The organism is Phytohabitans sp. LZ39 (genome assembly GCF_059359075.1).
Genome location: NZ_JCADBM010000004.1, coordinates 65,296 through 91,218, shown reverse-complemented (window position 1 = coordinate 91,218; position 25,923 = coordinate 65,296). Strand labels below are relative to the sequence as shown.

At 73.3% G+C, this 25,923-nt stretch carries 27 protein-coding genes; 16 read left to right on the top strand and 11 right to left on the bottom strand.

The window, feature by feature from the left end; translation table 11 throughout:
• Positions 1-30 precede the first annotated feature (30 nt).
• Positions 31-1,182 (bottom strand): ROK family transcriptional regulator, encoded by a 1,152-nt coding sequence (locus AC5L36_RS09520; RefSeq protein ID WP_441214577.1) that lies wholly within the window; start codon positions 1,180-1,182, stop codon positions 31-33.
• Positions 1,183-1,464: 282 nt separating this feature from the next.
• On the bottom strand, positions 1,465-2,283 hold the full coding sequence (gene map / locus AC5L36_RS09515) for a type I methionyl aminopeptidase (RefSeq protein ID WP_441214576.1): 819 nt from the start codon (positions 2,281-2,283) through the stop codon (positions 1,465-1,467).
• 77 nt (positions 2,284-2,360) lie between these two features.
• Here map and AC5L36_RS09510 point away from each other — a divergent pair, with 77 nt between their 5' ends.
• Positions 2,361-2,627 carry a helix-turn-helix domain-containing protein gene (locus AC5L36_RS09510; RefSeq protein WP_441214575.1) on the top strand — a complete coding sequence of 89 codons (267 nt, stop codon included), beginning with the start codon at positions 2,361-2,363 and terminating at the stop codon, positions 2,625-2,627.
• 16 nt (positions 2,628-2,643) lie between these two features.
• Here the strand turns inward: AC5L36_RS09510 and AC5L36_RS09505 are convergent, their stop codons facing one another.
• Genes AC5L36_RS09505 through AC5L36_RS09495 form a run of 3 tightly spaced genes read right to left on the bottom strand, consistent with a single transcriptional unit; the run spans position 2,644 to position 5,680 of the window.
• Positions 2,644-3,270 (bottom strand): acyl-CoA-like ligand-binding transcription factor, encoded by a 627-nt coding sequence (locus AC5L36_RS09505; RefSeq protein WP_441214574.1) that lies wholly within the window; start codon positions 3,268-3,270, stop codon positions 2,644-2,646.
• Entirely contained in the window at positions 3,267-4,784 is a 1,518-nt protein-coding gene (locus AC5L36_RS09500) for a DHA2 family efflux MFS transporter permease subunit (RefSeq protein ID WP_441214573.1), read from the bottom strand. Before AC5L36_RS09500 ends, AC5L36_RS09505 begins: the two co-directional genes overlap by 4 nt.
• A gap of 50 nt (positions 4,785-4,834) precedes the next feature.
• Entirely contained in the window at positions 4,835-5,680 is an 846-nt protein-coding gene (locus AC5L36_RS09495; RefSeq protein WP_441214572.1) for a helix-turn-helix domain-containing protein, read from the bottom strand.
• Positions 5,681-5,801: 121 nt separating this feature from the next.
• On the opposite strand from AC5L36_RS09495, the gene AC5L36_RS09490 reads away from it, so the two are divergent.
• The 6 genes from AC5L36_RS09490 (at position 5,802) to AC5L36_RS09465 (ending at position 13,498) form a co-directional block, all read left to right on the top strand.
• Complete coding sequence (locus AC5L36_RS09490; RefSeq protein ID WP_441214571.1) at positions 5,802-6,548, top strand: SDR family NAD(P)-dependent oxidoreductase; 747 nt, start codon at positions 5,802-5,804, stop codon at positions 6,546-6,548.
• A gap of 65 nt (positions 6,549-6,613) precedes the next feature.
• Positions 6,614-8,650 (top strand): DNA gyrase/topoisomerase IV subunit B, encoded by a 2,037-nt coding sequence (locus AC5L36_RS09485; protein WP_441214570.1) that lies wholly within the window; start codon positions 6,614-6,616, stop codon positions 8,648-8,650.
• 16 nt (positions 8,651-8,666) lie between these two features.
• A complete protein-coding gene (locus tag AC5L36_RS09480; protein WP_441214569.1) occupies positions 8,667-11,147 on the top strand; it encodes a DNA gyrase/topoisomerase IV subunit A in 2,481 nt (826 codons plus the stop codon).
• Between the two features lie 38 nt (positions 11,148-11,185).
• Positions 11,186-12,139 carry an NADP-dependent oxidoreductase gene (locus tag AC5L36_RS09475; protein WP_441214568.1) on the top strand — a complete coding sequence of 318 codons (954 nt, stop codon included), beginning with the start codon at positions 11,186-11,188 and terminating at the stop codon, positions 12,137-12,139.
• Complete coding sequence (locus AC5L36_RS09470) at positions 12,099-12,827, top strand: ATP-binding cassette domain-containing protein (RefSeq protein WP_441214567.1); 729 nt, start codon at positions 12,099-12,101, stop codon at positions 12,825-12,827. Before AC5L36_RS09475 ends, AC5L36_RS09470 begins: the two co-directional genes overlap by 41 nt.
• Positions 12,824-13,498, top strand: a complete 675-nt coding sequence (locus AC5L36_RS09465) for a hypothetical protein (protein ID WP_441214566.1) — start codon at positions 12,824-12,826, stop codon at positions 13,496-13,498. Before AC5L36_RS09470 ends, AC5L36_RS09465 begins: the two co-directional genes overlap by 4 nt.
• 74 nt (positions 13,499-13,572) lie before the next feature.
• Here the strand turns inward: AC5L36_RS09465 and AC5L36_RS09460 are convergent, their stop codons facing one another.
• Positions 13,573-14,409 (bottom strand): universal stress protein, encoded by an 837-nt coding sequence (locus AC5L36_RS09460; RefSeq protein ID WP_441214565.1) that lies wholly within the window; start codon positions 14,407-14,409, stop codon positions 13,573-13,575.
• Between the two features lie 213 nt (positions 14,410-14,622).
• Between AC5L36_RS09460 and AC5L36_RS09455 the strand changes: the two genes are divergently transcribed.
• Genes AC5L36_RS09455 through AC5L36_RS09445 form a run of 3 tightly spaced genes read left to right on the top strand, consistent with a single transcriptional unit; the run spans position 14,623 to position 16,779 of the window.
• On the top strand, positions 14,623-15,048 hold the full coding sequence (locus AC5L36_RS09455; protein ID WP_441214564.1) for an SDR family NAD(P)-dependent oxidoreductase: 426 nt from the start codon (positions 14,623-14,625) through the stop codon (positions 15,046-15,048).
• Entirely contained in the window at positions 15,045-15,878 is an 834-nt protein-coding gene (locus AC5L36_RS09450) for an AraC family transcriptional regulator (RefSeq protein ID WP_441214563.1), read from the top strand. Before AC5L36_RS09455 ends, AC5L36_RS09450 begins: the two co-directional genes overlap by 4 nt.
• A gap of 10 nt (positions 15,879-15,888) precedes the next feature.
• Positions 15,889-16,779 carry a DMT family transporter gene (locus tag AC5L36_RS09445; protein ID WP_441214562.1) on the top strand — a complete coding sequence of 297 codons (891 nt, stop codon included), beginning with the start codon at positions 15,889-15,891 and terminating at the stop codon, positions 16,777-16,779.
• Here AC5L36_RS09445 and AC5L36_RS09440 read toward each other — a convergent pair.
• On the bottom strand, positions 16,760-17,932 hold the full coding sequence (locus AC5L36_RS09440) for an alanine racemase (protein WP_441214561.1): 1,173 nt from the start codon (positions 17,930-17,932) through the stop codon (positions 16,760-16,762). The two genes, AC5L36_RS09445 and AC5L36_RS09440, sit on opposite strands and share 20 nt — an antisense overlap.
• Before the next feature lie 39 nt (positions 17,933-17,971).
• Here AC5L36_RS09440 and AC5L36_RS09435 point away from each other — a divergent pair, with 39 nt between their 5' ends.
• A complete protein-coding gene (locus AC5L36_RS09435) occupies positions 17,972-19,216 on the top strand; it encodes an amidohydrolase/deacetylase family metallohydrolase (RefSeq protein WP_441214947.1) in 1,245 nt (414 codons plus the stop codon).
• A 4-nt stretch (positions 19,217-19,220) separates the two neighbouring features.
• Entirely contained in the window at positions 19,221-19,595 is a 375-nt protein-coding gene (locus AC5L36_RS09430) for a RidA family protein (RefSeq protein WP_441214560.1), read from the top strand.
• Here the strand turns inward: AC5L36_RS09430 and AC5L36_RS09425 are convergent.
• Entirely contained in the window at positions 19,580-20,539 is a 960-nt protein-coding gene (locus AC5L36_RS09425; RefSeq protein ID WP_441214559.1) for a helix-turn-helix transcriptional regulator, read from the bottom strand. The two genes, AC5L36_RS09430 and AC5L36_RS09425, sit on opposite strands and share 16 nt — an antisense overlap.
• A gap of 62 nt (positions 20,540-20,601) precedes the next feature.
• Here AC5L36_RS09425 and AC5L36_RS09420 point away from each other — a divergent pair, with 62 nt between their 5' ends.
• Complete coding sequence (locus AC5L36_RS09420) at positions 20,602-21,408, top strand: NAD(P)H-binding protein (RefSeq protein WP_441214558.1); 807 nt, start codon at positions 20,602-20,604, stop codon at positions 21,406-21,408.
• 64 nt (positions 21,409-21,472) lie between these two features.
• Here AC5L36_RS09420 and AC5L36_RS09415 read toward each other — a convergent pair whose 3' ends face one another.
• Entirely contained in the window at positions 21,473-22,828 is a 1,356-nt protein-coding gene (locus tag AC5L36_RS09415) for an MFS transporter (RefSeq protein WP_441214557.1), read from the bottom strand.
• Between the two features lie 200 nt (positions 22,829-23,028).
• Between AC5L36_RS09415 and AC5L36_RS09410 the strand changes: the two genes are divergently transcribed.
• A complete protein-coding gene (locus AC5L36_RS09410; protein WP_441214556.1) occupies positions 23,029-23,547 on the top strand; it encodes a GNAT family N-acetyltransferase in 519 nt (172 codons plus the stop codon).
• A 98-nt stretch (positions 23,548-23,645) separates the two neighbouring features.
• Here the strand turns inward: AC5L36_RS09410 and AC5L36_RS09405 are convergent, their stop codons facing one another.
• Positions 23,646-24,341, bottom strand: coding sequence for a hypothetical protein (locus AC5L36_RS09405; protein ID WP_441214555.1), 696 nt, complete (start codon positions 24,339-24,341; stop codon positions 23,646-23,648).
• 166 nt (positions 24,342-24,507) lie between these two features.
• The gene (locus tag AC5L36_RS09400; RefSeq protein WP_441214554.1) at positions 24,508-24,672 is read right to left on the bottom strand and encodes a zinc-binding dehydrogenase; all 165 of its coding nucleotides are present in this window, start codon (positions 24,670-24,672) and stop codon (positions 24,508-24,510) included.
• Positions 24,673-24,890: 218 nt separating this feature from the next.
• Here AC5L36_RS09400 and AC5L36_RS09395 point away from each other — a divergent pair, with 218 nt between their 5' ends.
• Entirely contained in the window at positions 24,891-25,565 is a 675-nt protein-coding gene (locus AC5L36_RS09395) for a TetR/AcrR family transcriptional regulator (protein ID WP_441214946.1), read from the top strand.
• A gap of 103 nt (positions 25,566-25,668) precedes the next feature.
• The gene (locus tag AC5L36_RS09390) at positions 25,669-25,902 is read left to right on the top strand and encodes a hypothetical protein (RefSeq protein WP_441214553.1); all 234 of its coding nucleotides are present in this window, start codon (positions 25,669-25,671) and stop codon (positions 25,900-25,902) included.
• The last annotated feature ends 21 nt before the right edge of the window (positions 25,903-25,923 follow it).

Below are 25,923 nucleotides of genomic sequence, written 5' to 3'. Positions count from 1 at the left end.
TGGGGGTGATCCGGCGGGATGGGGGGATTTCTATGCGGCCGGGGCGGTGTCCCGGAGGGTGGTGATGATCTGTTCGCGGAGGGCCTGCTGCGCGGCGACCTGGGCGCCGAGCAGCACGGGGTCGTCGGCGACACCGGTGACGGCGATCGCGGTGTCGAGCGGCGTGTTGGCGTGCAGCGCGGCGGTGACCCGGTCGGCGAGCGCCGCGCCGCCGGCCCGCCCGACGTCGCCGGCGAGCACGATGAGGGGCGGGTCGAGCACGGCCGCGACGGCGGCGAGCCCGTAGGCGATGCGCTCGGCGAGCGCGTCGAGGAACGGAGCGGAAGCCGCGGCCACCGCCGCCTCCGGGGTCGGTGCGTCGATGCCGTGTGCCGCGGCGAGCGCGAGCACCGCCGGGCCGCCGACCAGGTCGGTCAGGTCGGTGCGGTCGGCACCGCGGCCGAGGCCGACCGGCATGTACCCGATCTCACCGGCCCCGCCACGCGATCCGCGCAGCAGCGTGCCGCCCAGGTCGATGGCGAGGCCGAGGCCGCCGGAGAACCACACCAGCGCGAAGCTCTCCGCGTCGCCGGCCACCCCGTGGTGGCGCTCGGCGATGGCGGCCAGGTTGACGTCGTTGTCCGCCGCCACGGTGGCGCCGAGCCGGATGGCGAGGTCGGCGACCAGCCCCGGGCGGTCCCACCCGGGCACGTCGATGTGCCGGATGACGCCGGCGGCCGCGTCGTACGAGCCGGGGAGGGCGAGCTGGACGAGCCGCACGCTGCCCGGCACGAGACCCGCCTGGCGGGCCAGGTCGTCGACGAGCCCCGCCACCGCCGGCAGCGGGTCGGTCGGCACGGCGACCTCGGACCGGGCCACCTCGGCGCCGGCCAGGTCACAGAGGACGGCGGCGAGGTGGGGGCGCTGCGTCTCCCGTACCGAGATCGCGATGGCGTGGCCGGCGGCCGGGTTGGCCGCGTAGATCTCGGCGCTCGGGCCCGGCCCACCGCTCGTGTGGCCGACCACGACGGCCAGGCCGGCGTCGGTGAGGCGCCGCATGACCTCGGACGTCGTGGGTTTGGAGAGGCCGGTGAGCTCGCGCAGGTCGCCCCGGGTGAGCGTGCCCCGGTCGAGCAGGAGCGCGAGCGTGGCGCTCTCGTTCATCGCCCGGAGCAGCTTGGAGGAGCCGGCCAGCCGCGTCATCAACCCCTCCGTCGTCCAACCGTTAGGCAAGTTGATTAACTATTGCGGCCCCACCGCACACTCGTCAAGACCCGATCCGCCCTCTAGGCGGTCTGCTTGGCCCTGGTGCGCGCGCGGCGACCCATCAGGTAGCGGCCGAGCTCGATGAGCAGCGTGAGGCCGAAGGCGAGCGCCAGCCCGGCGAGGATGCCCTGCCACGGGTGGATCCGGCCCGACTGTCACGCCAGCGGACACCACCGATCCAGCGGGCGGCCACCAGGCGAACTTCGCATACGGCGCAGCTCAGGACGCTGTCGCGGGCTTCTTGGTGGGGTCGGCCGCCGTGGCGCCGTGATCGGGGCGTCGGGTCAGCACCTGGGGCCCGGAGGCGGTGACGGCGACCGTGTGCTCGGAGTGGGCGGTGCGGGAGCCGTCGGCGGAGCGGATCGTCCAGCCGTCGCGGTCGTACCTGATCTTGTCGGTGGAGCGGCAGAACCAGGGCTCGATGGCGATGGTGAGGCCGGGTTCGAGCTTCATGCCGCGGTGGGGTCGGCCGTCGTTGGCGACGTGCGGGGCCTCGTGCATGGTGCGGCCGATGCCGTGGCCGCCGAACTCGGCGTTGACGCGGTAGCCGTACGAATGGGCGACCTCGCCGATCGCGGCGGAGACGTCGCCGAGCCGGCCGCCGGGCCGGGCGGCGGCGATGCCGGCCGCCAGCGCGACCTCGGTGGCCTCGATCAGCTTCAGGTCGGCCGGGTCGGGGGTGCCGACGACGACGGAGAGCGCGGAGTCGGCGACCCAGCCGTCGATGCCGGCCGCCATGTCGATGCTGAGCAGGTCGCCGTCCCGCAGGACGTAGTCGTGCGGCAGGCCGTGCAGCACCGCGTCGTTGACCGACAGGCACAGCACGTTGCGGAACGGGCCGCGGCCGAACGAAGGGGCGTAGTCCCAGTAGCAGGACTCGGCGCCGCGCTCCTTGATCCGGCGGCGGGCGTGGTGTTCGAGGTCCATCAGGTTGACGCCGACCGCGGCGACGCCGCTCAGCTCGGCGAGCAGCTCGCCGACGAACTGGCCGGCCACCGCCATCCGGCCGATCTCCTCGGCGGACTTGAGCTCGATCACGACAACCTCCCTCTCCCCTGTGCGGTATTTTTATACCACGCCCGGTCGGGGCGGCTACGGGGGGCTATCCTGCTGCCATGGTTCGCCAACCGCTCACGGCCGCACAGATCGCAGCCGGCCAGCGCCTCGGCGCCGCCCTCCGCGCCGCGCGGGCCAGCCGCAGCCTCGCCGAGGTGGCCGTGGCGGCCGGCATCTCCCCTGAGACCCTGCGCAAGATCGAGGCGGGCCGCCTTCCCGCGCCGGCGTTCGGCACCGTGGTCTGCCTCAGCCAGGCCCTCGACGTGCCCCTCAGCGACCTGGCCGGCGTGTGGCTGGCCGACATGCCCGTCCGCCAGGCGTCCTAGCGACAAGCCGCGCCGGCTACGCCTTGCCCGGCAGCGGCAGCCCGGCCTCCAGCAGGGCGAGCGCCTCGTCGACGCGGTCGTAGTCGATCAGATCGTGGGTGCCGCCCAGCACGTGCGGGACGGCGGCCAGCGACACGCCGATCACCGCGCCGGCCATGGCGCGCACCGCGAAGTCGTCGGCCGGCAGGCCGGCCCGTTCGGCGATGGCGCCGGCCAGCAGGTCGATCGCGTCCACGTACTGCTGTAGCAGCCGGGTCCGCAGCTCGGGCACCATGCGGACCAGCTCCTGGCGCCCCCGCTCGGCCTCCCATTCCTCGGCGGACATGCGCGCGACGACCTCGCGGATCGCGGCGCGGATGGCGGCCACCGGGCCCATCTCGGGTGGCTGGGCGAGGACGGACGCGACGAACATCGGGTCCCAGCCGTCGAGCAGGACGACGTCTTCCTTGGTGGGGAAGTAGCGGAAGAACGTGCTCGGCGAGATCTCGGCCGCCTCGGCGATCTGGTCGACGGTCGTCGCCGCGTACCCCTTCTCCTGGAAGAGCCGCAACGCGTGCCGCTGGATGGCGGCACGCGTCTTGGCCTTCTTGCGTTCGCGCAGGCCGGGATTCCTACGGTCGCCTAGGTCGGAAGCAGCCGTCATGCCGTCGATTCTGCCGGCTCCCGGGCCGCCTCGCCGTCGCGGGGCGCTCCTGGCGCGGGCCGCGCCGGCAGGAAGACGAGCGCGAGCACCGCGCCGGCCGCCGCCAGTGCCGCGGAGAGGGCGAGCGTGGCGTCCATCCCGTGAACGAACGCCGTGCGCACCGATTCCAGCAGCGTGGGCGAGCCGAGCCGGCTGGCCACCTCGACGCCGCCGGCGGCGCTCTTGCGCACCGCGTCCTCGGTGCCGGCGGGCAGCCCGTCGCGGTAGGCCGCGTTGAGCACGGTGCCGAGCACCGCGACCCCGATCGCGCTGCCGACCTGCCGCATCGCCTGGATGAGGCCGGAGCCGACGCCGCTGCGGTCGGCCTCGAGCGCGCCGAGGGCGGCGTTCATGGCGGGCGGCATCGCGAAGCCGAGGCCCAGGCCGGCCACGGACACCCACGCGGCGACGTAGCCGTACCCGGTGTCCGCGCTCGTGGTGGCGCCGGCGGCGAGCGCGACGGCCATCACGGCGAGGCCGGCCGCGACCACCGCCTTGGCGCCGGCACGCTCGGCGACCCGGCCGGCCACCCGGGCGCCGACCATGAGCCCGCCGATGACCGGGAGCAGGCGCAGGCCGGTGCCGAACGCGTCCGTGCCGTACACCGTGCCGAAGAACTGGGGGAGCGTGAACAGCAGCCCGAACATCGTGAACGTCGCGACCGTGGCGAGGATCGCGCCCCAGGTGAAGCCGCGCGAACGGAACAGCGCGAGGTCGACGAGCGGCTGGCGGGCGCGGCGCTGCCAGACTCCGAACGCCACCAGCACCACGGCGCCGGTGACCATCATGAGCAGCGAGCGGGTGTCGCCCCAGCCGCGCTCGCCGGCCTCGATCACGCCGTAGACGAGCGTGACGAGCCCGACCGTGGAGAGCGCCACGCCGGCGAGGTCGAAGCGGCGGCGTTCGTCGGCCCGCGACTCGGGGACCAGCGTGCCGACCGCGAGCAGCGCGACCGCCACGAGCGGCAGGTTGATCAGGAAGACCGACCCCCACCAGAAGTTGTCCAGCAGCCAGCCGCCGACCAGCGGGCCGAGCGGGATGCCCAGCGCGTTCGCGGTGACCCACACGGTCAGCGCGCGGGGGCGTTCGTCCGGCGTGAAGAGCACGGTCAGCACGGCCGCGGTGAGCGGCATGAGCACCGCCGCGCCGAGGCCGAGGAACGCCCGCGCGGCGACGAGCTGGCCGGTCGAGGTGGCGTATGCGCACGCGGCCGAGGCGGCGCCGAAGAGCACGAGCGCGCCGAGCAGCATCCGCTTGCGCCCGAACCGGTCGCCGAGCATGCCGGCCGGCAGCAGGGCGGCCGCCATGACCAGCAGGTACGCGTTGGTGAACCACTGTAGGTCGCCGGTCGACGCGTCGAGGTCGCGGGACAGGGTCGGCAGCGCCACGCTCAGCACGGTGGCGTCGAGCCCGATCGCGAGCGTGGCGAGGGCGAGCGCGGCCAGCGCCCACCAGCGTGACTTGATAGAAGCCATGAAATGAGAGTAACTCCCAAAAACAAGCTGCTACCAAAAAGTGGTCGCTGTCACGCCACGGGTCGGAGTGCCCCCGGCCGGCGGCCGGTGATCTTGTCGAGTGCGGCCTCCGTCGCCTCGTCCGCCGGCAGGTACACGACGAGCTGCTGGTAGTCGCCGGCCGGGAGGTCGAGCGTCTCGTACGCCAAGCGCAGCTCGCCGCCGTCCGGGTGGACCAGGTGGTGGACCCCGCGGCTGCGGGCCAGCGCCGGCGGCCGCTCCAGCCGCTGGATGAACGCCGCGCCCGCCGCCACACTCAGCCAGTCGACCAGCTCCCGCGTGTGCTCGTCGCCGCCGCCGCGTGACTCGAAGCGCAGCGCCGCCGCGGCCTCGTCGGCCCGGCGCTCCCAGTCCGGGTACGCGGTGCGGGCCCGCGGGTCGGTGAACAGGAAGCGGTGCAGGCTGGGCGGGTCGCCGTCGAGCAGCCCGACCGGGCCGGCCAGCCGCCGGTACCCCTCGGTGTGGGCGATGAGCGTGCCGAGCCGGTTGACGACGTAGGCCGGCGCCGGCTCCAGCCGGTCGAGCAGCGCCCGCACGGTCGGCCGCACCGTGCTCGCCGGCGTGGCCCGTGCGGAGCAGATCGGCCCGCCGCCGGGCTTGGCCAGCAGGTGCAGGTGGAAGCGCTCGTCGACGTCGAGCCGGAGCGCGTCCGCGAGCGCGCCCAGCACCTGCGGCGACGGGTGGCGGTCACGCCCCTGCTCCAGCCGCGTCAGGTACTCGATGCTCACCCCGGCCAGCGTGGCGAGCTCGGCCCGGCGCAGGCCCGGGGTCCGGCGGCGGGGTCCTTCCGGAAGCCCGACCTCGGCCGGGGTGACGGCTTCGCGGCGGCCGCGGAGGTAATCGCCCAGCTCACTCATGCCTTCGAGCCTATCGACGGCCGGCGGGCGGAGGGTGTCCCCCGCGGGGCCACCCTCACGCCGGCCTCCCTACCGCGTCCGGCGGCGGCGAGGTTGGGGGGAGACCGAAAGGGGAAACGACATGGATCTGGGACTCGCTGGGCGCACCGTCGTCGTGACGGGCGCCACCGGAGGCATCGGGCGGTACGTCGCCCGCGGCTTCGCCGCCGAGGGCGCGGACGTGGTGCTGACCTACCACTCGGCGAAAGCGGCGGCCGAGGAGCTGGCCAAGGAGACCGGCGCGGAGGCGGTCCGGTACGCGCTGGACGAGCCGGACTCGGCGACCGACCTGGTCCGCGCGGTGCTGGACCGCACCGGGCGGATCGACGTGCTGGTCAACAACGCCGTCCACTGGGGCGGCGACACGCTGTGGGAAGGCCCGTTCGAAGGGCTGGCCGACGACGGCTGGCTGGCCATGGTGCGGTCCAACATCGAGGGCGCCATCCGGCTCACCCGGGCGGTCGCACCGGCGATGCGGGAGCGCCGGTTCGGCCGGTTGGTGCACGTCTCCTCCAGCATCGCCACCGACGGCATGGCCGGCGGCGAGTACTACGGCGCGGCCAAGGCGGCCCTGCACGGGTTCAGCCGCTCGGTCGCGTTCAACCTGGGCCGGGACGGCGACATCCTGTCCAATGTGGCCATGCTCGGCCTGATACGTACCGAGACGAATACGCACATCGTGGACGCGGTGGGTGAGGCCTACGCGGCGCTGAGCCCGCTGGGGCGGCTGCTGGACGCGGCCGAGGTCGCCAACGCCGTGGTGTACCTCGGCTCGGCCGCGAACACCGGGGTCAACGGGCAGGTGGTGGCCGTCACTGGCGGTTCGTGACGGGTGTTGTCGGGGCCGGCCGTTACGCTGGCCGCGACATAGCCGCACGATCCGGGAGCAGCAAGGTGACCGAGACCCTCTATGGCGCGGACGACCTCACGCACCTCGAGGGGCTCGACGCCGTCCGTAAGCGCCCCGGCATGTACATCGGCTCGACCGACAGCCGCGGGGTCAACCACCTGGTCAACGAGATCCTCGACAACTCCACCGACGAGGGCGTGGCCGGCCACGCCACCAAGGTGGAGGTGACGCTGCACGAGGACGGGTCGGTGCAGGTCGACGACGACGGGCGGGGCATCCCCACCGACGTCCACGCCCGCTCCGGCCTGTCCGGCGTCGAGCTCGTCCTGACCCGGCTGCACGCGGGTGGCAAGTTCGGCGGCTCGGGCTACAAGACCTCCGGCGGCCTGCACGGCGTCGGCGCCTCCGCGGTCAACGCGCTGGCCAGCCGCTTCGACGTCACCGTCCGCCGCGACGGCAAGGTGCACGAGATGTCGTTCCGCTACGGCGAGCCCGGCGTCTTCGACGGCGACGGCCCGGACGCGCCGTTCACCCCGGAGAGCGGGCTGCGGGTCACCGGCCGGCTGCGCGCCGGCAAGCCCACCGGCACGTCCATCCGCTACTGGCACGACCCGCGCTACTTCGAGACCGGCGCGGCGCTCGACGTGGAGGCGGTGCGCGCCAAGGTGCGCCACACCGCGTTCCTGGTGCCCACCGTGACGTACGTGCTCAAGCACGCCGGCGGCAAGGACACCTACCACTTCCCCAACGGGCTCTCCGACATGGTGGAGTTCCTCGCGCCGGCCGGCGACCGCCCGGTCTGCGGCACCGTCCTGATCCACGGCTCAGGCTCGTACCGGGAGAACGCCGCCGACGAAAACGGCGTGATGCAGTCCAACGTGGAGCGCAAGGCCGAGGTCGAGGTCGCGCTGCGCTGGGGCACCGGTTACGAGCGCACGGTCGAGTGCTTCACCAACACCATCCGCAACGTGCACGGCGGCACCCACCGCAAGGGCTTCGAGCGGGCCGCCACTCGCGCGCTGGTCGAGGCCGTGCGCAATACCCGCGGCCTGCTCAAGCCCAAGGAGGAGCCGCCGGTCCTCGACGACGTGCTCGAAGGCATGACCGCGGTCGTGCACGTGCGCATCCCCGAGCCGCAGTTCACCTCGCAGACCAAGGACGAGCTCTCCACCGCCGGCATCACCCGGGTCATCCAGGGCGTGGTCGAGCAACACCTGAAGGGCTGGGTCGACGCGCGCAAGACCAAGGCCGAGGCGCGCACCGTCCTGCAAAAGATCGTCGACGCCGCCCGGGTGCGCCTCACCCAAAAGCAGCAGAAGGACGCCGCCCGCCGCAAGACCGCCCTGGAAGGCGCGTCCATGCCGGCGAAGCTGGTCGACTGCCGCTCCAGCGGCGTCGCACGCAGCGAGCTGTTCATCGTCGAGGGCGACAGCGCGCTCGGCACCGCCCGGCTGGCCCGTTCGTCCGAGTACCAGGCGCTGCTCCCGATCCGCGGCAAGATCCTCAACGTGCAGAAGGCCAACCTCCAGCAGGTGCTCGACAACGCGGAGTGCTCGGCGATCGTGCAGGTGCTCGGCGCCGGCTCGGGCCGCACCTTCGACCTCGGCTCGCTGCGCTACGGCCGCATCCTCATCATGGCCGACGCCGACGTCGACGGCTCACACATCCGCACGCTGCTGATCACGCTCTTCGCCCGCTACATGCGCCCGGCCATCGAGGCCGGCCGTCTCTTCGCCGCCATGCCGCCCCTGCACAAGGTGACCACCAAGGGCCGCGACCCGAAGACGATCTACACGTACACGCAGGCGGAGATGGAGAGCACGGTCGCCAAGCTGGAGAAGGCCGGCAAGCAGGTGGTCACGCCGGTGCCCCGGTTCAAGGGCCTCGGCGAGATGGACGCCGACGAGCTGTGGGACACCACGATGAACCCGGCCACCCGCTCGGTCCGCCGCATCACGATGCAAGACGTCGACGCGGCCGAGCGGGTGCTCGACCTGCTGATGGGCGACGCGGTGCCGCCGCGCCGCGCGTGGCTGATCGACCAGGCGGCGCGCGTCGACCGCGACGCCATCGACGCGTAGAGGGAGACGCAAGCACATGGCACGCCGCAAGGACAAAGGGTCCACTGTGGACCTGTCCGCGTTCGACCAGGCCGGCGCGAACGTCCTGGACAACCCGCTGGTCCAGGAGGTCGAAGACTCCTATCTGGAGTACGCGGTCTCGGTCATCCACTCCCGCGCCCTCCCGGACGCCCGCGACGGCCTCAAGCCGGTGCACCGCCGCATCCTCTACTCGATGTACGAGCAGGGCCACCGCCCCGAGCGGCCTCATGTGAAGAGTGCACGAATTGTCGGCGATGTCATGGGAAAGTACCATCCTCACGGCGACGGGGCGATCTACGACGCCCTGGTGCGGATGGCGCAGGACTTCTCGCTCAACGCCCCCCTCGTCGACGGGCACGGAAACTTCGGGAGCCCGGACGACGGCCCGGCCGCCTCGCGGTACACCGAGGCGCGGATGTCGCGGGAGGCGATGCTGCTCGTCGGGGAGCTCGGCGAGGGCACGGTCGACTTCTACCCCAACTACGACGGCTCGCTGGAGCAGCCCACCGTGCTGCCGGCTGCCTTCCCCAACCTGCTCGTCAACGGCACCTCGGGCATCGCGGTCGGCATGGCCACCAACATGATCCCGCACAACCTGGGTGAGGTGGTCGCGGCCGCGCGGTGGCTGATCAAGCATCCGGACGCGACGCTCGACAAGCTGATGACGTTCGTGCCCGGGCCCGACCTGCCGACCGGCGGGCTGCTGCTCGGCCTCGACGAGGTGCGCAAGGCGTACGAGACCGGCCGCGGTGTGGTGCGCATGCGCGGCAAGGTGGAGATCGGGCCGCTCGAGGGGAGCCGCGGGCGGCAGGCGATCACGGTGACCGAGCTGCCGTACGGTGTGGGCGCCGAGAAGGTGATCGAGCGGATCACCGAGGAGGTCAACCGCACCAAGCGGCTTCAGGGCATCGCCGACGTCAAAGACCTCACCGACCGCGAGGCCGGCACCCGGCTGGTCATCGAGTGCAAGGTGGGCGTCAACCCGCAGGCGCTGCTCGCCGACCTCTACCGGCTGACGCCGCTGGAGTCGTCGTTCGGCGTCAACAACCTCGTGCTCGTCGACGGCCAGCCGCAGACGCTGGGCCTCAAGGCGCTGCTGGAGGTGTTCCTCGCCCACCGGTACGAGGTGGTCACGCGGCGCACGACATACCGGCGGCGCAAGCGGCAGGAGCGCCTCCACCTCGTCGACGGCCTGCTCATCGCGCTGATCGACATCGACAAGGTGGTGCGGCTGATCCGGGCGAGCGAAAACGCGCAGGCGGCCAAGGACGCGCTGATGAGCCAGTTCAAGCTCTCCGAGATCCAGGCGACGTACATCCTGGACACCCCGCTGCGCCGGCTCACCAAGTTCGACCGGATCGAGCTGGAGGCCGAGGGAGAGAAGCTGCGCGCCGAGATCGCCGAGCTGTCCGCGATCCTCGACGACGACCAGGTGCTCAAGAAGGTCGTCTCCGACGAGCTCGCCGCGGTGGCGAAGGAGTTCACCGCCGAGCGGCGCACCACGCTGATCGACGGCGACCTGAAGGAGACGCTCGCCGCGTCGGTGCCGTCCGGGCCCCTGGAGGTCGGCGACGACCCGTGCCAGGTGATCCTGTCGGCGAGCGGCCTGGTGGCCCGCACCGCGGTCGAGTCGGAGGAGGCGCCCGAGGGGCGCAGCCGCCGCGGCCGGGTCAAGCACGACAGCGTGCGGGCGGTGGTGCACACCACCGCCCGCGGCCTCGTGCTGCTGGTGACCAGCCACGGGCGGGCGTTCAAGACCGACGTGTTGCCGCTGCCGGTGCTGCCCGAGCAGACCGGCACGGTCTCGCTGAGCGGCGGCATGTCCGCCTCGGAGCTCGTGCCGCTGCGCGCGGGGGAGACGGTGATCGGCCTCGCCCCGCTGACCGGTGAGGGCTCGCCGGGCCTCGCGCTCGGCACCAAGCAGGGCGTGGTGAAGGTGTGCGCGCCGGAGTGGCCGGTGCGCTCCGACGAGTTCGAGGTGATCACGCTCCGCGAGGAAGACGAGGTGGTCGGCGCCACCTGGCTCACCGACGGGGCCGAGGTGCTCGCGTTCGTCAGCTCCGACGCCTCGCTGCTCTACTACCCGGCGAGCCTCGTCCGGCCGCAGGGCCTCAAGGGCGGCGGCATGGCGGGCATCAACCTCACGGCCGGCTCGCACGCGGTGTTCTTCGGCGCGGTGCGCACCGACGACCCCGACCACGGCGACCCGATGGTGGTCACGTCCGCGGGCGGCAGCGTGAAGGTCACTCCGCTCTCGGCGTACCCCACCAAGGGAAGGGCGACCGGCGGCGTGCGCGCCCAGCGGTTCCTCAAGGGTGAGCGGCGGCTCGCCCTCGCCTGGGTGGGGCCGCGGCCGGCGGCGGCCAGCGGGAGCGGCGAGCCGGTGACGCTGCCCGAGGTCGACCCGCGGCGCGACGCGTCCGGCGCCGCGATGTTCGGCCCGGCCGTTGTGGGCCACCTCATAGAGCGCGGGTGATTGACCTCTAGCGGGGTTGAGGTTCGAGACTCGATCCCATGAGAGCGGCGATATTCAGTGAGTTCGGTGGGCCCGAGGTGCTGCGGGTGTCCGAGGTGGACACTCCGCGGCCGGGTGCCGGCGAGGTGCGGGTGCGCGTGCGGGCGGCCGGCGTGCAGCCCTACGACCTGGCGGTGCGGGCTGGCTGGACGCCACCCGGCGTGACGTCGCCGCTGCCGCGGATCCCGGGCAACGAGTTCGCCGGTGTGGTCGACGAGGTCGGGGCGGGCGCCACGGGGGTGTCCGCCGGCGACGAGGTGCTGGGCTTCGGCCAGGTGCAGGCCTACGCGGAGTACGTGGTGGTGCCGGCCGGCCACGTGACGCCCAAGCCGGAGACGATGCCGTGGGAGGTGGCCGGCGGCTTCACGGCGGGCGCGCAGACCGCGTCACTCGCGCTCGAGGCGCTCGCCCTTTCCCAAGACGACACCCTGGTGGTACACGGAGCGGCCGGCGCGGTCGGCACGATGGCGGTGCAGCTCGCGGTGCGGGCCGGCGCGCGGGTGATCGGCACGGCGGCGCCGGACAACCACGACTACCTGCGCGAGCTGGGGGCGACGCCGGTCGCGTACGGCGACGGCCTGGTCGAGCGGCTGCGCGCGCTCGGCGGTGCGACCGCGGCGCTCGACGGCGCGGGCGGGGAGGCGCTGGAGGCGTCGCTGGCGCTGGTGGCCGACCGCCGGCGGATCATCACGCTGGTCGAGCACGGCCGGGCCGCCGAGCTGGGCGTCCGGGTGGTCGAGGGGGTGCGGTCCGCGGAGCGGCTCGCGTCGCTCGCGGAGCTCTACGCCAAGGGCGAGCTGCGCTTCCACGTCCGGCATACGTATCCACTGGAACAGGCGGCCCAAGCCCATCGCGAACTGGAGAAGGGCCACGGTCGGGGCAAGATCGTCTTGCTCGTGGCACCATCGAGCGGTGCGACTGGACGGAGTGTGGCTCCGATACCGCCGGGGTGAGCCGTGGGTGTTGCGCGGCGTCGAGGCGTCGGTGGCGGCGGGCGAGGCGGTCGCGGTGGTCGGCCGCAACGGCGTGGGCAAGTCGACGCTGCTCAAGCTCGCCGCCGGGCTGCTGCGCCCGCAGCGGGGCGCGGTCCGCGACCGGCCGCCCCGCGTCGGGTACGTGCCGGAGCGGTTCCCGGCCGACCAGCCGTTCACCGCCCGCCGGTACCTGATGGGGATGGCCGCGGTCCACGGCCTGGCGCCGGCCGACGCTCTCCGCGCGGTGGGTGACTGGTCGGCCAGGCTGCACCTCGACGGGTTGCTCGACCACCCGCTGGCCGAGCTGTCCAAGGGCTCCGCGCAGAAGGTCGGCCTGATCCAGGGCCTTGTGCACCGGCCCGACCTGCTGATCCTGGACGAGCCGTGGGAGGGGCTGGACGCGGCCACCCGGCTGGAGATCCCGATGGTCGTGACGGAGGTGCTGGCGCGCGGCGGGCGGGTGCTGATCAGCGACCACCTCGGCGAGGTCTCCTCCCTGCCCGACGTGCGGACGTGGGAGCTGGCCGACGGCGTGCTCTCGTCGCCCATTGTGGACGCCGTCGAGTGCGTCATCGAGGTGGCCGTCGCGGTCGCCGACGTCGACGCCGCCCTGGTCGACCTGCGCGCCGCCGGCCACCGGGTGCTGGGGGTGCGTACGCCGTCATGAGCGCTCTCGTCCGCCTGCGGCTCGCCGCGTTCCTGCGCACCGGCCGCGCCCTCGCCCCGCTGCTCATCCTCCTGGTCGTGCTCGGCGTCATCTACGGCGGCGGGAAGGCGCAGGCCGCCGAGGCGTACGGGTTCTCCGCCGCGGTCCTCTTCCCGGTGGTGGCCTGGCAGACCCAGATCCTCTTCAACGTCGAGCCGGACACCCAGCGCCAGCTGTCCACAGTGGCCGCCCGAGGGCTGGCCCGGGAGACCGCCGCGGGCCTGCTCGCCGCGCTGGTGCCGGCGCTCGTCCTGGTCGCGATCGCGCTGGCGCTGCCGTGGCCGCTCGGCGGCATCACCGGCCCTTCGGTGGCGTCCGGCGTGGTCACGGGTGTGTGGGCGCACCTGCTGCTGGTGCCGCCCGCGGTGCTGCTGGGCGCGCTGGCCAGCCGGGCCGCGGTGGGCAACGCCGCCCGCGGGCTAGCGGTGCTGACCGGCTGCACGGCGCTCGCCTTCGTCGTGGGCACGAAGGACTCGCCGGTGCCGTGGCTGGCCCCGCCGCTGCTGCCCACCGCACGGGCGACGGTCGACGGGCTGGCGCCCGGGGCCCTGACGCTCCAGACGGCGGTGGCGGCGGTGTGGGCGGTGGTCGCCCTCGCCGGATACCTCACCCTGCGTCGCCGCAACACCTGAGCCGCGGCGCGTGCCCTCAGGTCGGCAGCGCGCGGACACGGCTGTGGCGCGTTGCCGGAGGTGTCGGGGTCGGCTCAGGTCGGCAGTGCGCGGACGACGGCGACCGGGCAGTCGGCGTGGTACAGCAGCTGCTGGCTCACCGAGCCCAGCAGCAGGCCGCGGAAGCCACCCCGGCCCCGCGACCCGACCGCGACGAGCTGCGCGCCGCCGCTCGCCTCGACCAGCGCCGCCGCGGCCGAGCCGGCCACGACGTGGACGCTCGCCGGGACCTGGGGGTACGTGTCCCGCCAGGCGCTGACGAGCCCCGCGGTCTCCGCCCGTGCGGCGTCGACGTGGGCGGGCTGATCTCCGGCGCGCACCACCTGGAGGCTCGTGCCCCGGCCGGCCGCGGCGGCGAACGCGAACTCCACCGCCAGCAGCGCCTGGTCGGACCCGTCGACACCGACCACGACCGGGGCGCCGGCGGCCGGCTCCCGCCCGCGTACGACGACGACCGGGCAGCGCGCGTGCGCCGAAACGCTGACGCTCGTCGAACCGACCAACTGCCCGGCGAACCCGCCGGCGCCGCGCCCGCCGAGCACCACGAGGCGGGCCCGGTGCGAGCGTTCCACCAGCACGGCGGTGGCGGCGCCGGCCACCACCGCGCCGGTCACCGCCACGTCGGGGTGGCGCTCGTGCGTCTGCGCCACGGCGGCGGTGACGGCCTTGCCCGCCTCGTCACGGGCGCCGTAGTCGGGCCAGACCGCCGGGGCCAGGCTCGCGGCACCGTCCATCACCGGCCAGTCGAACGCGTACACCAGGTCGACGGGCGCGCCGCCGCGGGCACCCTCGTCCATCGCCCAACGCAGGGCCGCGCGGGCACCGTCGGACTCGTCGAAGCCGACGACGATCGGTGGTGCGGCGTCAGACATCCCGCCAACGTACGCACGGCGGACCGCCTGGGGGCCCGATCGGCCGGAACGGCGGGCCACGCTCACCCCACGGAGGCGGGCTAGGGATGAGAGCTGCCTCAGTGGCCGCATGAGAGGGTCGAACCAGCGGGGTCGAAATACGTATTTCGGCGCGGGATCCGCGCTTTTCCCGCAGCCTTGCGGAAATGCCTGGATGAAGGACCGCTAATCGCGATGCGACGTCAACCGGCGGCCGATGAAATCGGCACGGCCGGGCGGTTCGAGGAGATCCCGGCCGGCCGCGACACCGACCAGCTGATGGTCAATGTGGTGTCCGTCGTCGCCCTCACCCGGCTGCTCGTGCCGGCGATGCTGGCCCGCGGCGACGGTGGGGTGATCAACGTGGGCTCCACGGCCGGCTTCCAGCCGTCGCCCTACTTCGCGTCCTACGCGGCCGCCAAGACGTTCGTGCTCAACTTCAGCCTGGCGCTGCGCTCGGTGCCCACCTCAGCCCGCGCCGCCCCCGCCGCCTCGTCACCGCGATCGCCAAGCGGGTCACCCGCGGCGTCCTCAACCGTCCTGACGGAACGGAGTGGTCGGCTGGCGCCGCGGTCAGCCGCGCGGCGGTGCTCACCACCCGGGTATAGCGTCGCGGCATGACGGAGTCGGCCACCTGGACGAGGGTCGACGACGGCCGCTTCGCGCTCGACCTGCTCACCGCGTCATACCGGCGCCACGTGTTCACCCGGCACACCCACGCCACGTTCGCCATCGGGGTGGCGGTCGCCGGCGTGGAGCAGTTCCGTTACCGCGGCGAGACGCACCGCGCGGGCGTGGGGAGCCTGGCCATCCTCGAGCCGGACGAGCCGCACGACGGCCGCGCCGCCGCGGAGGGTGGCTGGTCCTACCGGGTGCTGTACCCCAGCGAGGCCATGCTGCTCGACGGCCGGGCGACCCGGCCCGCGTTTCCCGACGCGGTCGTCCACGACGCGCGCGCCGTGCACCTGATCCGCGCCGCGCACGAGGCGCTCACGGCCGGCGCCGACCCGCTCGCCGCCCAGTCGAAGCTCGCGTGGGCGTTCGAGGCCGTCATCCGGCGGCACGGCCGGGAACGCGCCGGGCCGAAGCCGGTCCGCGCCTCGGACCCGGCCGCCGCGCGGAAGATCGCCGCGATCCGCGACCGGCTCGCCGCCGACCTGCGCTGCCCGCCCACGCTCCGGGAGCTGGCGGCGGGTGTGGAGCTGTCGCCGTTCCACATGCTGCGCGTCTTCCGGGAGGCGACCGGGTTTCCGCCGCACACCTGGCTCGTGCTCGAACGCGTCTGCGCGGCTCGCGACCTGCTCGCCGCCGGCGTGAGCCCGGCACAGGTCGCGGGCGCCGTCGGCTTCGCCGACCAGGCCCACCTGACCCGCTGGTTCAAGCGCGTGACGGGGGTTACTCCGGCCGCGTACCGCAACAGCGTTCAAGACCCGGTGCGCCGCCTGGCCTGATTCTCGTGCCATGAGTCGTCGTGGGTGGGTCCTCTTCGCGGCCATGTGCGTGATCTGGGGTGTCCCCTATCTGCTGATCAAGGTCGCGGTCCGCGAGATCGGCCCCGCCGAGCTCGTCTTTCTCCGCACCGGGCTCGGCGCGCTACTGCTGCTGCCCGTCGCGCTCGCCCGCAAGGAGATCCGCGCGTCGCTGCGCCCCTGGCTGCCGCTGCTGGCCTACACGGTCATCGAGGTCGCCCTGCCGTGGCTGTTGCTCTCCGACGCCGAGCGGCACGTGGACAGCGCGTTCACCGGCCTGGTCATCGCGGGCGTGCCGCTGGTCGCCGCGGTCCTCGCCCGGGCCACCAACCGCGACGAGCACCTGACCCCGAGCCGGGTCGGCGGCCTGCTCGCCGGCTTCGCGGGGGTCGCGCTCCTGCTCGGCTTCCAGGTCGGCGCCGGCGGCGTCTTCCCGATGGTGGAGCTGATCGGCGTGGTCGTCTGCTACGCCACCGGGCCGCTCATCGTCGAACGCTGGCTCGGCGACGCGCCCCCGTACGGCGTCGCGGCGATGTCGCTGGCGATCGGCGCGCTCATGTTCGCGCCGGTGGCCGCCCCGGATCTGCCCGACCTGGCGCGCACGGTGACCCTGGGCCCGGTACTGGCCGTGCTGGCGCTGGCGGTCGCCTGCACCGCGCTGGCGTTCGTGCTGTTCTTCGCGCTGATCGCGGAGGTCGGCGGCGTACGCGCCACGGTCATCACCTTCGTCAACCCGGCCGTGGCCGTGGTCCTCGGCGCGGCGGTACTCGGCGAGGAGATCACGCCACTCACCGGTGTGGCGTTCGCGCTGATCCTGGCCGGCTCGATCCTGGCCACGCACCGGGAGACCGCGAAGGCGGGCGTCAGAAGTACGTCCGCATGACGTCGACGACCACGTCGGCGTCGTCGATGAGGGGGATCGCGCGCCATTTGTCGAACGCGGTGCACGGGTGGGAGATGCCGAAGCGGACCAGGTCGCCCGGCGCCAGCGCGGCGCCGTCCACGGCGAGGAACGCGTGCTGGTCCATCAGCCGGGTCACGGTCAGGCCGGCGGCCGGTGGCGCGGCGCCGCCCGCGCGGCGCACCGCGAGGGGCACCGGCAGCCCTTCGTCGAACGGGGCGTCGCGCTTGCCCATCCCGACGATGGCCAGACCGGGCTCGGGCGTCGAGATGACCTGGGCCCACAGCTCCAGCGCCGCCTCCAGCCCGCCTTCGCCGGGCACCCGGTTGAACGGTGTGTGCTCCCGGTAGTAGCCGTCGTCGTGGGTGACGTAGGCGCCGCTGCGCAGCACCGGCACCACCTCGTGGCCGGGCAGCCAGTCGCCGGGTAGGCGTTCGGCGACCACGTCGAACCAGACGCTGCCGCCGGCGGACACGATCACCGACGGCGGCAGCAGGTGGGCGAGCGCGACCGCGGCGGTCCGGAGCAGGTCGACGAACGCGGCGACCGCCGCCGGGTCCGGCAGGCCGCCCTCGTAGCCGGTCACCCCCGCCAGCGTGAGGCGGGGCGAGGCGGCGACCGCGCCGGCCACCGCCAGGGCCGCCGACTCGGTGCGGCAACCGGTCCGGCCGCCCTGGTACCCGATCTCGACGAGGACCTGGAGCGGCCGGGTGCCGCGCGTGGCGGCGGCGGCCGCGACGCCCTCCAGGGAGTCCACCTGGAAGTAGAGGTCGAAGCCGGCGTCGGTCTCGGCGGCGGCCCAGCGCAGCGCGGCGGGGTCGAGGAGCTGGTTGGCGAGCAGGACCCGCGGCACCCCGAACTCGCGGCACACCCGCGCCTGGTCCGCGGTCGCCACCGTGATGCCCCACGCGCCGGCGTCCAGTTGGGCCCGCCAGAGCGTGGGCGCCATCGTCGTCTTGCCGTGCGGGGCGTGCGCGACGCCGTGCCGCCGCGTGTAGGCGGCGATGGTGGCGATGTTGCGGTCGACCGTGCCGGACCGGGCCACGAGCAGCGGCCACCCGAACGTACCGCCGAAGAGGGACTGACCAACGGGACTGTCGGATTCCCAGAAACCCTTGTCGAGTGGCACCCGCACCTCCGATAAGATCCCCGGACTGATCTTAGGGGGCCGGCCATCCAGGATCTGCTGCTGACCGGAGGGCACGTCGTCGACGTGGGCGGCGGGCACGTCGGCCGCTACGACGTGGCGGTCCGGGGCGGGCGGATCGCCGCCGTCGCGCCCGGGTTGGCGCCGCACGAGGCCCGCGAGGTCGTCGACGTGACCGGCCACCTCGTCACGCCGGGGCTGGTCGACCTGCACACGCACGTACACCCGGGTGCCACCTACTGGGGCGTCCACCCCGATCCGGTCGCCTGGCACTCCGGCGTCACCACCTGGGTGGACGCCGGCTCCGCGGGGGCCTGGGGGATCGACGCGCTGCGGACCGCGGTCTCGTCCTACCGGGTACGGGTGCCGGCGCTGCTGAACATCTCCGGGCTGGGCCTGACCGGCCGCACCGGGGAGTCCACCGACCTGGCGCACGTGGACGTCGACGCGGCGCGGGACGCGGTCGCCCGGCACCCAGACTTCGTCGTGGGCGTCAAGGTGCGGATCGACCGCGAGACCGTGGGCGCCAACGGGCTACGCCCCCTCGAACGCGCGCTCGCCGTCGGCCCGCCGGTGATGGTGCACGTCGCCGCCGGTCCACCGGGCCCCGAGGACGTGCTCCCACTGCTGCGGCCCGGCGACATCCTCACCCACTGCGCCAGCGGCACGGCCGCGGTCGGCGCCGGGCCGGTGGTCCGCGAGGCGTACGCGCGGGGTGTGCTGTTCGACGTCGGGCACGGGGCGGGTGGGTTCGCCTTCGACGTGCTGGAGGAGCAGCTGGCCGCCGGTCTGGCCCCGCACACCGTGTCGACGGACCTGCACACCCGGTGCCGGTACGGGCCGGTGTTCGACCTGCCCACCACGATGGCGAAGCTGCGCGCGGTCGGCGTGCCGCTGCACGACGTCGTCGAGGCCGCCACCGCCGCCCCGGCCGCGGCGCTGCGGCTGCCCGGCGGCGTGGGGACCCTCGCCGTGGGCGCGCCGGCGGACGTGGCGGTGTTCGCGGTGGACGAGGGACCGTTTCCGGTGGTCGACGCGAACGGGCAGGTGCGCCGGGCGCCGGAGCGGCTGCGGTGCGTCGCCACCTACGTCGCCGGCCGGCTCCTCCCGCCGTCGCTGCCCGAGCCGCCGCCCCCGTGGGTACCCCTGACCGAGGCGCAGCGGGCGGCGCTGGACCGGCGCGACAAGGCCCTGCGCGACCTCCTCGGCCAGCCCTTGGTCGGTCCGGAGGGCCTGACCGAGCAGTTTCCGCGAACCAGGAATGAGGGATGAGACCATGCGCGCGATCTCGACCGACAACGCGGCGCCGTCCGGCGGCCCCTTCTCCCAGGCGGTCGTCGCCGGAGATTTCGTGTACCTCGCCGGTGCGGTGCCCCGCCTCCCGGACGGCAGCTGGGTGCGCGGGGCGTTCGCGGAGCAGGCGCACGCCGCGTTCGGCAACCTGGCACGGGTGGCGGAGGCGGCCGGCAGCGACCTCGACCACGCCGTGCGGGTCGGCGTCTACCTGCGCGAGTGGAACGACTTCGCCGAGATGAACACGATCTTCGCCCAGTACTTCAAGGGCCCGGTGCCGCCGGTGCGCACGACCCTGCCGGTGGCGCTCAGCGGGTTCGACATCGAGGTCGACGCGGTCCTCTACACCGGCTCCTGACCGGACCGCCGCGCCGCCCGGTCGAGACGGCCGGTGAGCCGCGCCAGGTGTGCGGCGAGCTCGGGCGGCTCGCGTACCTCGAACTCGAACCCGAACGCCGCCGTCCACACCGCCAGCTGGTCGAGGTCGTCCGACCCGATCCGCACAGTGCACGTGTCGCCGTCGATCGGCTCCACCACGCCGATCGACGGTGGCACCTCGTCGGCGACCTCGCCGACCGGCGCGTGCATGACGAGCACGGCCTGCCACCGGTATGGGCTGGTGGTGACGCCGAGCGAGAGGTAGCGGGCGAGGTCGTCGGCGGGCAGCGGGCGCGGCGTGAAGCGCGGGCCGGTGGGCACCCGCGGCGTGAGCCGGTCCACCCGAAACGTGCGCCAGTCGGCCCGCTCCGTGTCCCACGCCACCAGGTACCACCGGGGTCCATTGTGGACGAGGCGGTAGGGCTCCACGTCGCGGACCGCGCCCTTGTAGTCGAAGCGGACACGCAGGTGGTCGCGGATCGCCGCGGCCACCGCGGTCAGCACCGCGGGATCGGCGGTGGGGCCGAGCGTGGGCGTGGTGACCACGGCGGCGCCGAGCGTGCCGACCTTGTGGCGCAGCCGCGACGGGAGCACCTGGTCGAGCTTGGCCAGCGCGCGCACCGACGTCTCGGCGATGCCGGTCACCCCGCTGGCCGCCGCCGTGCGCAGCCCCACCGCCACGGCGATCGCCTCCTCGTCGTCGAGGAGCAGGGGCGGCAGGGTCGCGCCGGCGGCCAGCTGGTAGCCGCCGCCCACCCCGCCCGTCGCGTTTATCGGGTATCCCAGCAGGCGCAGCTTGTCGACGTCGCGCCGCACGGTCCGTGGGCTGACGCGGAGGCGCTCGGCAAGCGCGGTGCCCGACCAGTCGCGGTGCGCCTGGAGCAGCCCGAGCAGGCGCAGCAGGCGGGCCGACGTCTCCAACATGTTTTCGATCCTGCCACCGATCGCGGACAGGAGTTGGCCGCGATTGTTTCTAGCGTCGGTGCATGACGATTCTCGTGGCCGGTGCGACCGGCAATGTCGGCAAGCCCCTGGTCGAGCAGCTCCTCGCCGCCGGGGAGAAGGTCCGCGCGCTCACCCGCGACCCCGCGAAGGCCCAGCTCCCGGCCGGCGCCGAGGCGGTCGCCGGCGACCTCACCCAGCCCGCCACCCTGCCCGCGGCGTTCCAGGGGGTGCGGGCCGCCCACCTGATCAACGTGTACGGGGCGGACCCCGCCCCGATCGTGGACGCGCTGCGGGAGGCGGGGATCCCCAAGGTCACCGTGTTACGCGGCGACGTCGCCAAGAGCCCGCTCGAGGAGGCGATCGAGGCCAGTGGGGTGGCGTGGACGTGGCTGTCGCCGGTCGAGTTCATGTCGAACACGCTCGAGTGGGCCGACTCCGTCCGCACCGAGGGCGTGGTCCGCGAGGGCTTTCCGGACGCGCGGAGCGCGATGGTGCACGACGCGGACATCGCCGCGGTCGCCGCGGTCGCGCTGACCGGCGATGGCCACGGCGGCCAGGACTACTGGCTGACCGGACCGGAGGTGTTCACCACGGCGGAGAAGGTGCGGGTGGTCGGCGAGGTGCTGGGACGGGAGATCCGGTACGTGGAGCTGAGCACCGACGAGGTCGTCGCGGGGTGGCGGGAGGCCGGCTTCGGGGAGGAGGACATCGCGTTCTTCCTCGCGATGCGGACCAACCCGCCGGAGGCCGGCTACACGGTGCTGCCCACGGTCGAGAAGGTGACGGGCCGTCCGGCGCGCACGTTCGCCGACTGGGTGCGTGAGCACGCGGCGATGTTCACCGCCTAGTGCGGTGCCGCACACCCGGGCCGGCGAAGCCGGCCCGGGTGTGCGGCGGCCGACCGGCGCCGCACTAGCCGATCGGCGTGGGCACGGGGGCGGGCTCGGGCTGGGCGATGTCGTCGCCGACCCGGCGCGCCCACCGGCCGGCCACCACGGCGTACCAGCCGGCGATCACCGCGAACCCGGCCGCGACCACGAACACGGCTGTCGGCGAGTGCCCGTCGCCGGGCAGCGTGAGCGCGGCGATGAAGAGGCCCAGCACGTAGCTCAGGTTGTAGGTCGTGTCGTTGACCGCGAAGACCCGGCCGCGGTAGTCGTCGTCGCACTCGTGCTGGATCGACGTGTCCACCACGATCTTGGTGCCCTGCGCGGCGATGTTGATCCAGAAGACGGCCACCACCAGCAGCGGCTGGGTGAACGACGACACGGTCAGCGGCAGCGCGATCGCGATCGCCGCGATCAGGCCCGCCACCCAGCGCCACCCGCCGATGCGCCGCGTCACCGGCGGCGTGATCAGCGCGGCGACCAATACGCCCAAGGTGCCGGCCACCACCACGAACGCCAGCCCGGTGATCGAGTCGTGCACGTCGTCGTCGGTGACGAAGTAGTGGCGGTAGAGCAGCAGCATGGCGAGCGTCAGCACGCCGAAGAGCACCCGGAAACCCGCCTTGGCGGCCATCGTGTAGGCCGCGCCGCGTCGGCTCGCCAGGTGCACGAGGCCGTCGCGCATGCCGCTCAGCACGTCGCCGATCGCCGAGTGCACCGGCGCCCGCGCGGGGGCGGTGGCATGGTCGGGCCCGAGCGCGTCGACGCGGAACGAGCGCCACGCGAGCACCGAGGACGCCACGTACCCGATGGGTGCGACCAGCGCCATCGCCGCGTAGCCGGAGTCTCCGGCGGAGAGCAAGAAGTTGAGCAGGACGAACGCGATGCCGAGGCCGGCGGAGAAGCAGATCGACCCGAGTGTGCCGGAGAGCGAGTTGGCGGTGACCAGGCGTCGATCCTCGACGACATGCGGTACCGCCGCGGAGAGGCCGGCCAGCAGGAAGCGGTTGAGCCCGATGATCGCGAACGCCACCACCACGAACGCGATGCCGTTGTTACCCCCGTGGATCAGGTACGCCGCGGGCAGCACCAAAGCGGCCCGGAGCAGGTTGGTGAAGACCACCAGTTGGCGGCGGCTCCACCGGTCGAGGAAGACGCCGACGAACGGACCGATCAGCGAGTACGGCGTGACGAGCAGCGCCGACCCGGCGGCGATCGCCATCGCGCTGGTCTGCTTGTCCGGGTTGAAGAGCACGCTGCCGGCGAGGGCAGCCTGGAAGAGGCCATCCGCGAGCTGGCTGGAGAGCCGCACACCCAGGAGTCTCCGGAACCCGCGGACGGCGAGAACGGAGCGGAGGTTGTGGGAGTCGCGGTTGGCCATGACGCCCTAGCGTAGGCCGTGTTTCTGCGTTATCCATTCGTGATGTGCGACAGCGGCACGAAGCAACTAGATAAACCGGACATCTTCTGCCCCCTTCGTAGTGTTCGTGCGACGCTCCGGTGAACGCTCGGTGCGCTCCGCTGCCGCCGTGTCACGGTGTGCCGCGCCGTGGATAGAGTTGCCAGGTGGCCGGACGTCTGATGTCAACCGAGCGACTGACCCTGCGCCCCTGGGAGGTCGACGACGCCGAGGCGGCGCTGGCCGTCTACGGCGAGGGCGGGGTGGCGCGCTGGCTCAGCCCGGCCATGGACACGGTCAGCGACCTCGGCGCGATGCGGCTGATCCTCCAGCAGTGGATGGCCGAGGACCAGCGCCTGTTCACCCCGGCCGGCCGGTGGGCGATCGAGCGCGTCGAGGACAAGCAGGTGATCGGCGGCGCCGTCCTGCTCCCGCTCCCGCCCGGCGGCGAAGACCTGGAGATGGGCTGGACCCTGCGCCCCGACGCGTGGGGCCAGGGCTACGCGGCCGAGGCCGGCCGCCGCCTCGCCCAGTGGGCGTTCGACGAGGGCTCCGACGAGGTCTTCGCGGTCGCCCGCCCCGCCAACGAACGGGCCGGCGCGACAGCCCGCCGCATCGGCATGCAGTGGGTCGGCGAGACGGAGAAGTACTACGGCCTCCGCCTCCAGGTCTTCCGCCTCCGCCCCGGCGACCTTGACTGACGCGTCCGCGGTCGGTGGCGGATGTCCGATCCAACACATCTCAGCCCTCCACGGAGTCCTCGCCCGCGTGCGCGACCTCGGCGCCGCCCTCATCTCGGTCACGATCGGACGAGGCGCACGCCGGTCGCGAGCAGCCAGACGAGCCAGGCGGCGAACCCTAGGAGCCCAACGAAGATCAGCGCCGAGCCGTCGGCGATCGCGAGGTTGCCGAGCCCCACGGCGAGCAGCAGGCTCCCGCCCACCAGGCCCAGCAGGCGCTGCCAAGCCGGAGTCAGCCCGCTCGCGTGCGCGGCGAGGGCCGCGCCGATGAAGGTGGTGCCGAGCGTCGGCAGCGCCAGCGCGAACGCCGCCGCGTGAACCTGCCAGACGAGCTCGAACGCGGGCGTCGGCTCGGCGAGCCCGCCGGCGGAGAGCGCGAGCCCGATCTGTAGGACGTTGACAAGCACGAAGATGGCCGACAGCGCCGCGCCAGCGGCCAAGGCGAGCCGCGACCCGTCGGCGCCCGCTCCGCCGCGCCGCTCCACGAGACCGTGCAGGCCCGTCACGAACACGAGCAGCAGCGGCAGGTACAGGGCCACCAGACCGGACGCGATCGCGACCGAGTCGCGGTTGGCCGCGTAGTATGCCAGCACTTCCTCGATCGGAGCGCCGAAGGTCGGCGCGCCCGTTCCCGCCAGCACCGCGTTCTCTATCGCCACCGACACCGCGAACGCGATCGCCGCGGCGCCGACGAGCCGGCCTCGAACGAACCAACTGCGGGCTAGCGGGGTGGCGGTGTTCTGCGGTGATCTCATCTTTTACTCCTTCGTTTCAGTCGGATGGCGGGTTGTCGAGCAGGTTCGGGGTGTTCGTTCAGATGGTCATCGGTTCTTCTTTCGAGAGGAGCGGTCCGTCCGCCGGAGTGCCGGCAGGTCTGGGCGTGCATACGCACGGGTTGGGTCGTTCTCGTCGGTCCGGTTGTCAGACGGTGACGACGACCTTCCCTCGGGTGTGGCCGGCCCCGACGTAGCGGAGGGCGTCGGCTGCTTCGTCGAGGGGGTAGGTGCGGTCGATGACCGGCGTGACCTGCCCGGTCGCGAGGAGGTCGGCCGGGGTGAGCAGGTCCTGGCGCTTCGCGACCGACACCAGAGGCTTCAGCTACGGCGGCCCGCATCGTCGCCGCCCCGGCCGGACTCGGCTCCCGGCGCCAGGCGTGCTCCGGCATTCGATCGCTGTTCGGTTTCCACAGACGCCTCCCCGCGTCCGAGCTGCGACTCTCGCCGCCTCGTACACCGTACGTCGTACACTGTACTATGGGCGTACGCTGTACGATTGTCAAGCCGTTCGAGGGAGCGAGGAGACCCTTGTCTGCGAGGGAACAACGCCAGGTCGCGTCAGACGCGGGGCTGAGCAAGCAACGGGTGGTGGTCGAGGCGATCCGGCTCGCCGACCGCGAGGGGGTCGACGGGCTGAGCATGCGCCGGCTGGCTGGCGCGCTCGGCGCGGGCGCGATGTCGCTCTACCACTACGTGGCGAACAAGGGGGAGTTGCTGGACGCCATGATCGACATCGTGTTCGAGGAGATCGAACTCCCGCCCGAAGAGACCGACTGGCAGTCAGCGATGCGACGGCGGGCGGTATCCGCCCGACAGGTTCTCGCACGCCACCCGTGGGCGATCGGCCTGATGGAGTCGCGGACATCGCCGGGGCCCGCGAACCTCCGCCACCGCGAAGCGGTCACCGCCTGCCTGCGGAGGGCTGGCTTCTCGGTCTTGATGGCGACGCACGCCAACTGGTTGCTCGACTGCTATGTCTACGGTTTCGCCCTGCAAGAAGCCAGCCTGCCGTTCGACACCGCCGATGAGCTCGCGGACATGACCGAGGACGTCTTCCTGCCCCAGCTTCCTCCTGACGAGTTCCCCTACCTCAACGAGTCCGCCGCGGCGCTCGTCGCTGCCGGCTACGACCCGGCAGAGGAGTTCATCTTCGGCCTCGACCTCATCCTGGCCGCCCTCGAGCCCCTGAGAGCCTCCGCATAGCAACGCCCACGGACCGTCGCGCGGCCCTCTGCACCGGAGCTCCGATCCATCACCGCGGAACGAACTCACCCGCGACGGCCTCGCCGCCTGGGTCAACGGCAGCATGCCCGGCCGACGCCCTCGCCTTGCCCAACTCGGCGCGACTGACCAGGCACGCGACGCCTTCCGCGCCGGTGCCAGCATCGCCGCTCTGGCCCGCGAACACGGCGTCAGCCGTGGCGCGATCCGCACCGCGGCCATGCTCGACACCGACGGCGCGACCTCCGCCGACCGCAAGGCATACCGGATCTACACCGACCGGTTGACCGCCGCAGCAGCCCGCGCACCGGGCCAATAGGCGCCCTGACAACCGGCCGAC

Excerpts from the sequence above, each read along its gene's own strand:
- AC5L36_RS09480 (WP_441214569.1), top strand. The coding sequence starts at position 8,667 with ATGGCACGCCGCAAGGACAAAGGGTCCACTGTGGACCTGTCCGCGTTC.
- AC5L36_RS09455 (WP_441214564.1), top strand. The coding sequence starts at position 14,623 with ATGCGACGTCAACCGGCGGCCGATGAAATCGGCACGGCCGGGCGGTTC.
- AC5L36_RS09475 (WP_441214568.1), top strand. The coding sequence starts at position 11,186 with ATGAGAGCGGCGATATTCAGTGAGTTCGGTGGGCCCGAGGTGCTGCGG.
- AC5L36_RS09505 (WP_441214574.1), bottom strand. The coding sequence starts at position 3,270 with ATGACGGCTGCTTCCGACCTAGGCGACCGTAGGAATCCCGGCCTGCGC.
- AC5L36_RS09430 (WP_441214560.1), top strand. The coding sequence starts at position 19,221 with ATGCGCGCGATCTCGACCGACAACGCGGCGCCGTCCGGCGGCCCCTTC.
- AC5L36_RS09445 (WP_441214562.1), top strand. The coding sequence starts at position 15,889 with ATGAGTCGTCGTGGGTGGGTCCTCTTCGCGGCCATGTGCGTGATCTGG.
- AC5L36_RS09415 (WP_441214557.1), bottom strand. The coding sequence starts at position 22,828 with ATGGCCAACCGCGACTCCCACAACCTCCGCTCCGTTCTCGCCGTCCGC.
- AC5L36_RS09425 (WP_441214559.1), bottom strand. The coding sequence starts at position 20,539 with ATGTTGGAGACGTCGGCCCGCCTGCTGCGCCTGCTCGGGCTGCTCCAG.
- AC5L36_RS09495 (WP_441214572.1), bottom strand. The coding sequence starts at position 5,680 with ATGAGTGAGCTGGGCGATTACCTCCGCGGCCGCCGCGAAGCCGTCACC.
- AC5L36_RS09420 (WP_441214558.1), top strand. The coding sequence starts at position 20,602 with ATGACGATTCTCGTGGCCGGTGCGACCGGCAATGTCGGCAAGCCCCTG.
- AC5L36_RS09465 (WP_441214566.1), top strand. The coding sequence starts at position 12,824 with ATGAGCGCTCTCGTCCGCCTGCGGCTCGCCGCGTTCCTGCGCACCGGC.
- AC5L36_RS09405 (WP_441214555.1), bottom strand. The coding sequence starts at position 24,341 with ATGAGATCACCGCAGAACACCGCCACCCCGCTAGCCCGCAGTTGGTTC.
- AC5L36_RS09410 (WP_441214556.1), top strand. The coding sequence starts at position 23,029 with ATGTCAACCGAGCGACTGACCCTGCGCCCCTGGGAGGTCGACGACGCC.
- AC5L36_RS09520 (WP_441214577.1), bottom strand. The coding sequence starts at position 1,182 with ATGACGCGGCTGGCCGGCTCCTCCAAGCTGCTCCGGGCGATGAACGAG.
- AC5L36_RS09490 (WP_441214571.1), top strand. The coding sequence starts at position 5,802 with ATGGATCTGGGACTCGCTGGGCGCACCGTCGTCGTGACGGGCGCCACC.
- AC5L36_RS09500 (WP_441214573.1), bottom strand. The coding sequence starts at position 4,784 with ATGGCTTCTATCAAGTCACGCTGGTGGGCGCTGGCCGCGCTCGCCCTC.
- AC5L36_RS09390 (WP_441214553.1), top strand. The coding sequence starts at position 25,669 with ATGCCCGGCCGACGCCCTCGCCTTGCCCAACTCGGCGCGACTGACCAG.
- AC5L36_RS09450 (WP_441214563.1), top strand. The coding sequence starts at position 15,045 with ATGACGGAGTCGGCCACCTGGACGAGGGTCGACGACGGCCGCTTCGCG.
- AC5L36_RS09510 (WP_441214575.1), top strand. The coding sequence starts at position 2,361 with ATGGTTCGCCAACCGCTCACGGCCGCACAGATCGCAGCCGGCCAGCGC.
- AC5L36_RS09460 (WP_441214565.1), bottom strand. The coding sequence starts at position 14,409 with ATGTCTGACGCCGCACCACCGATCGTCGTCGGCTTCGACGAGTCCGAC.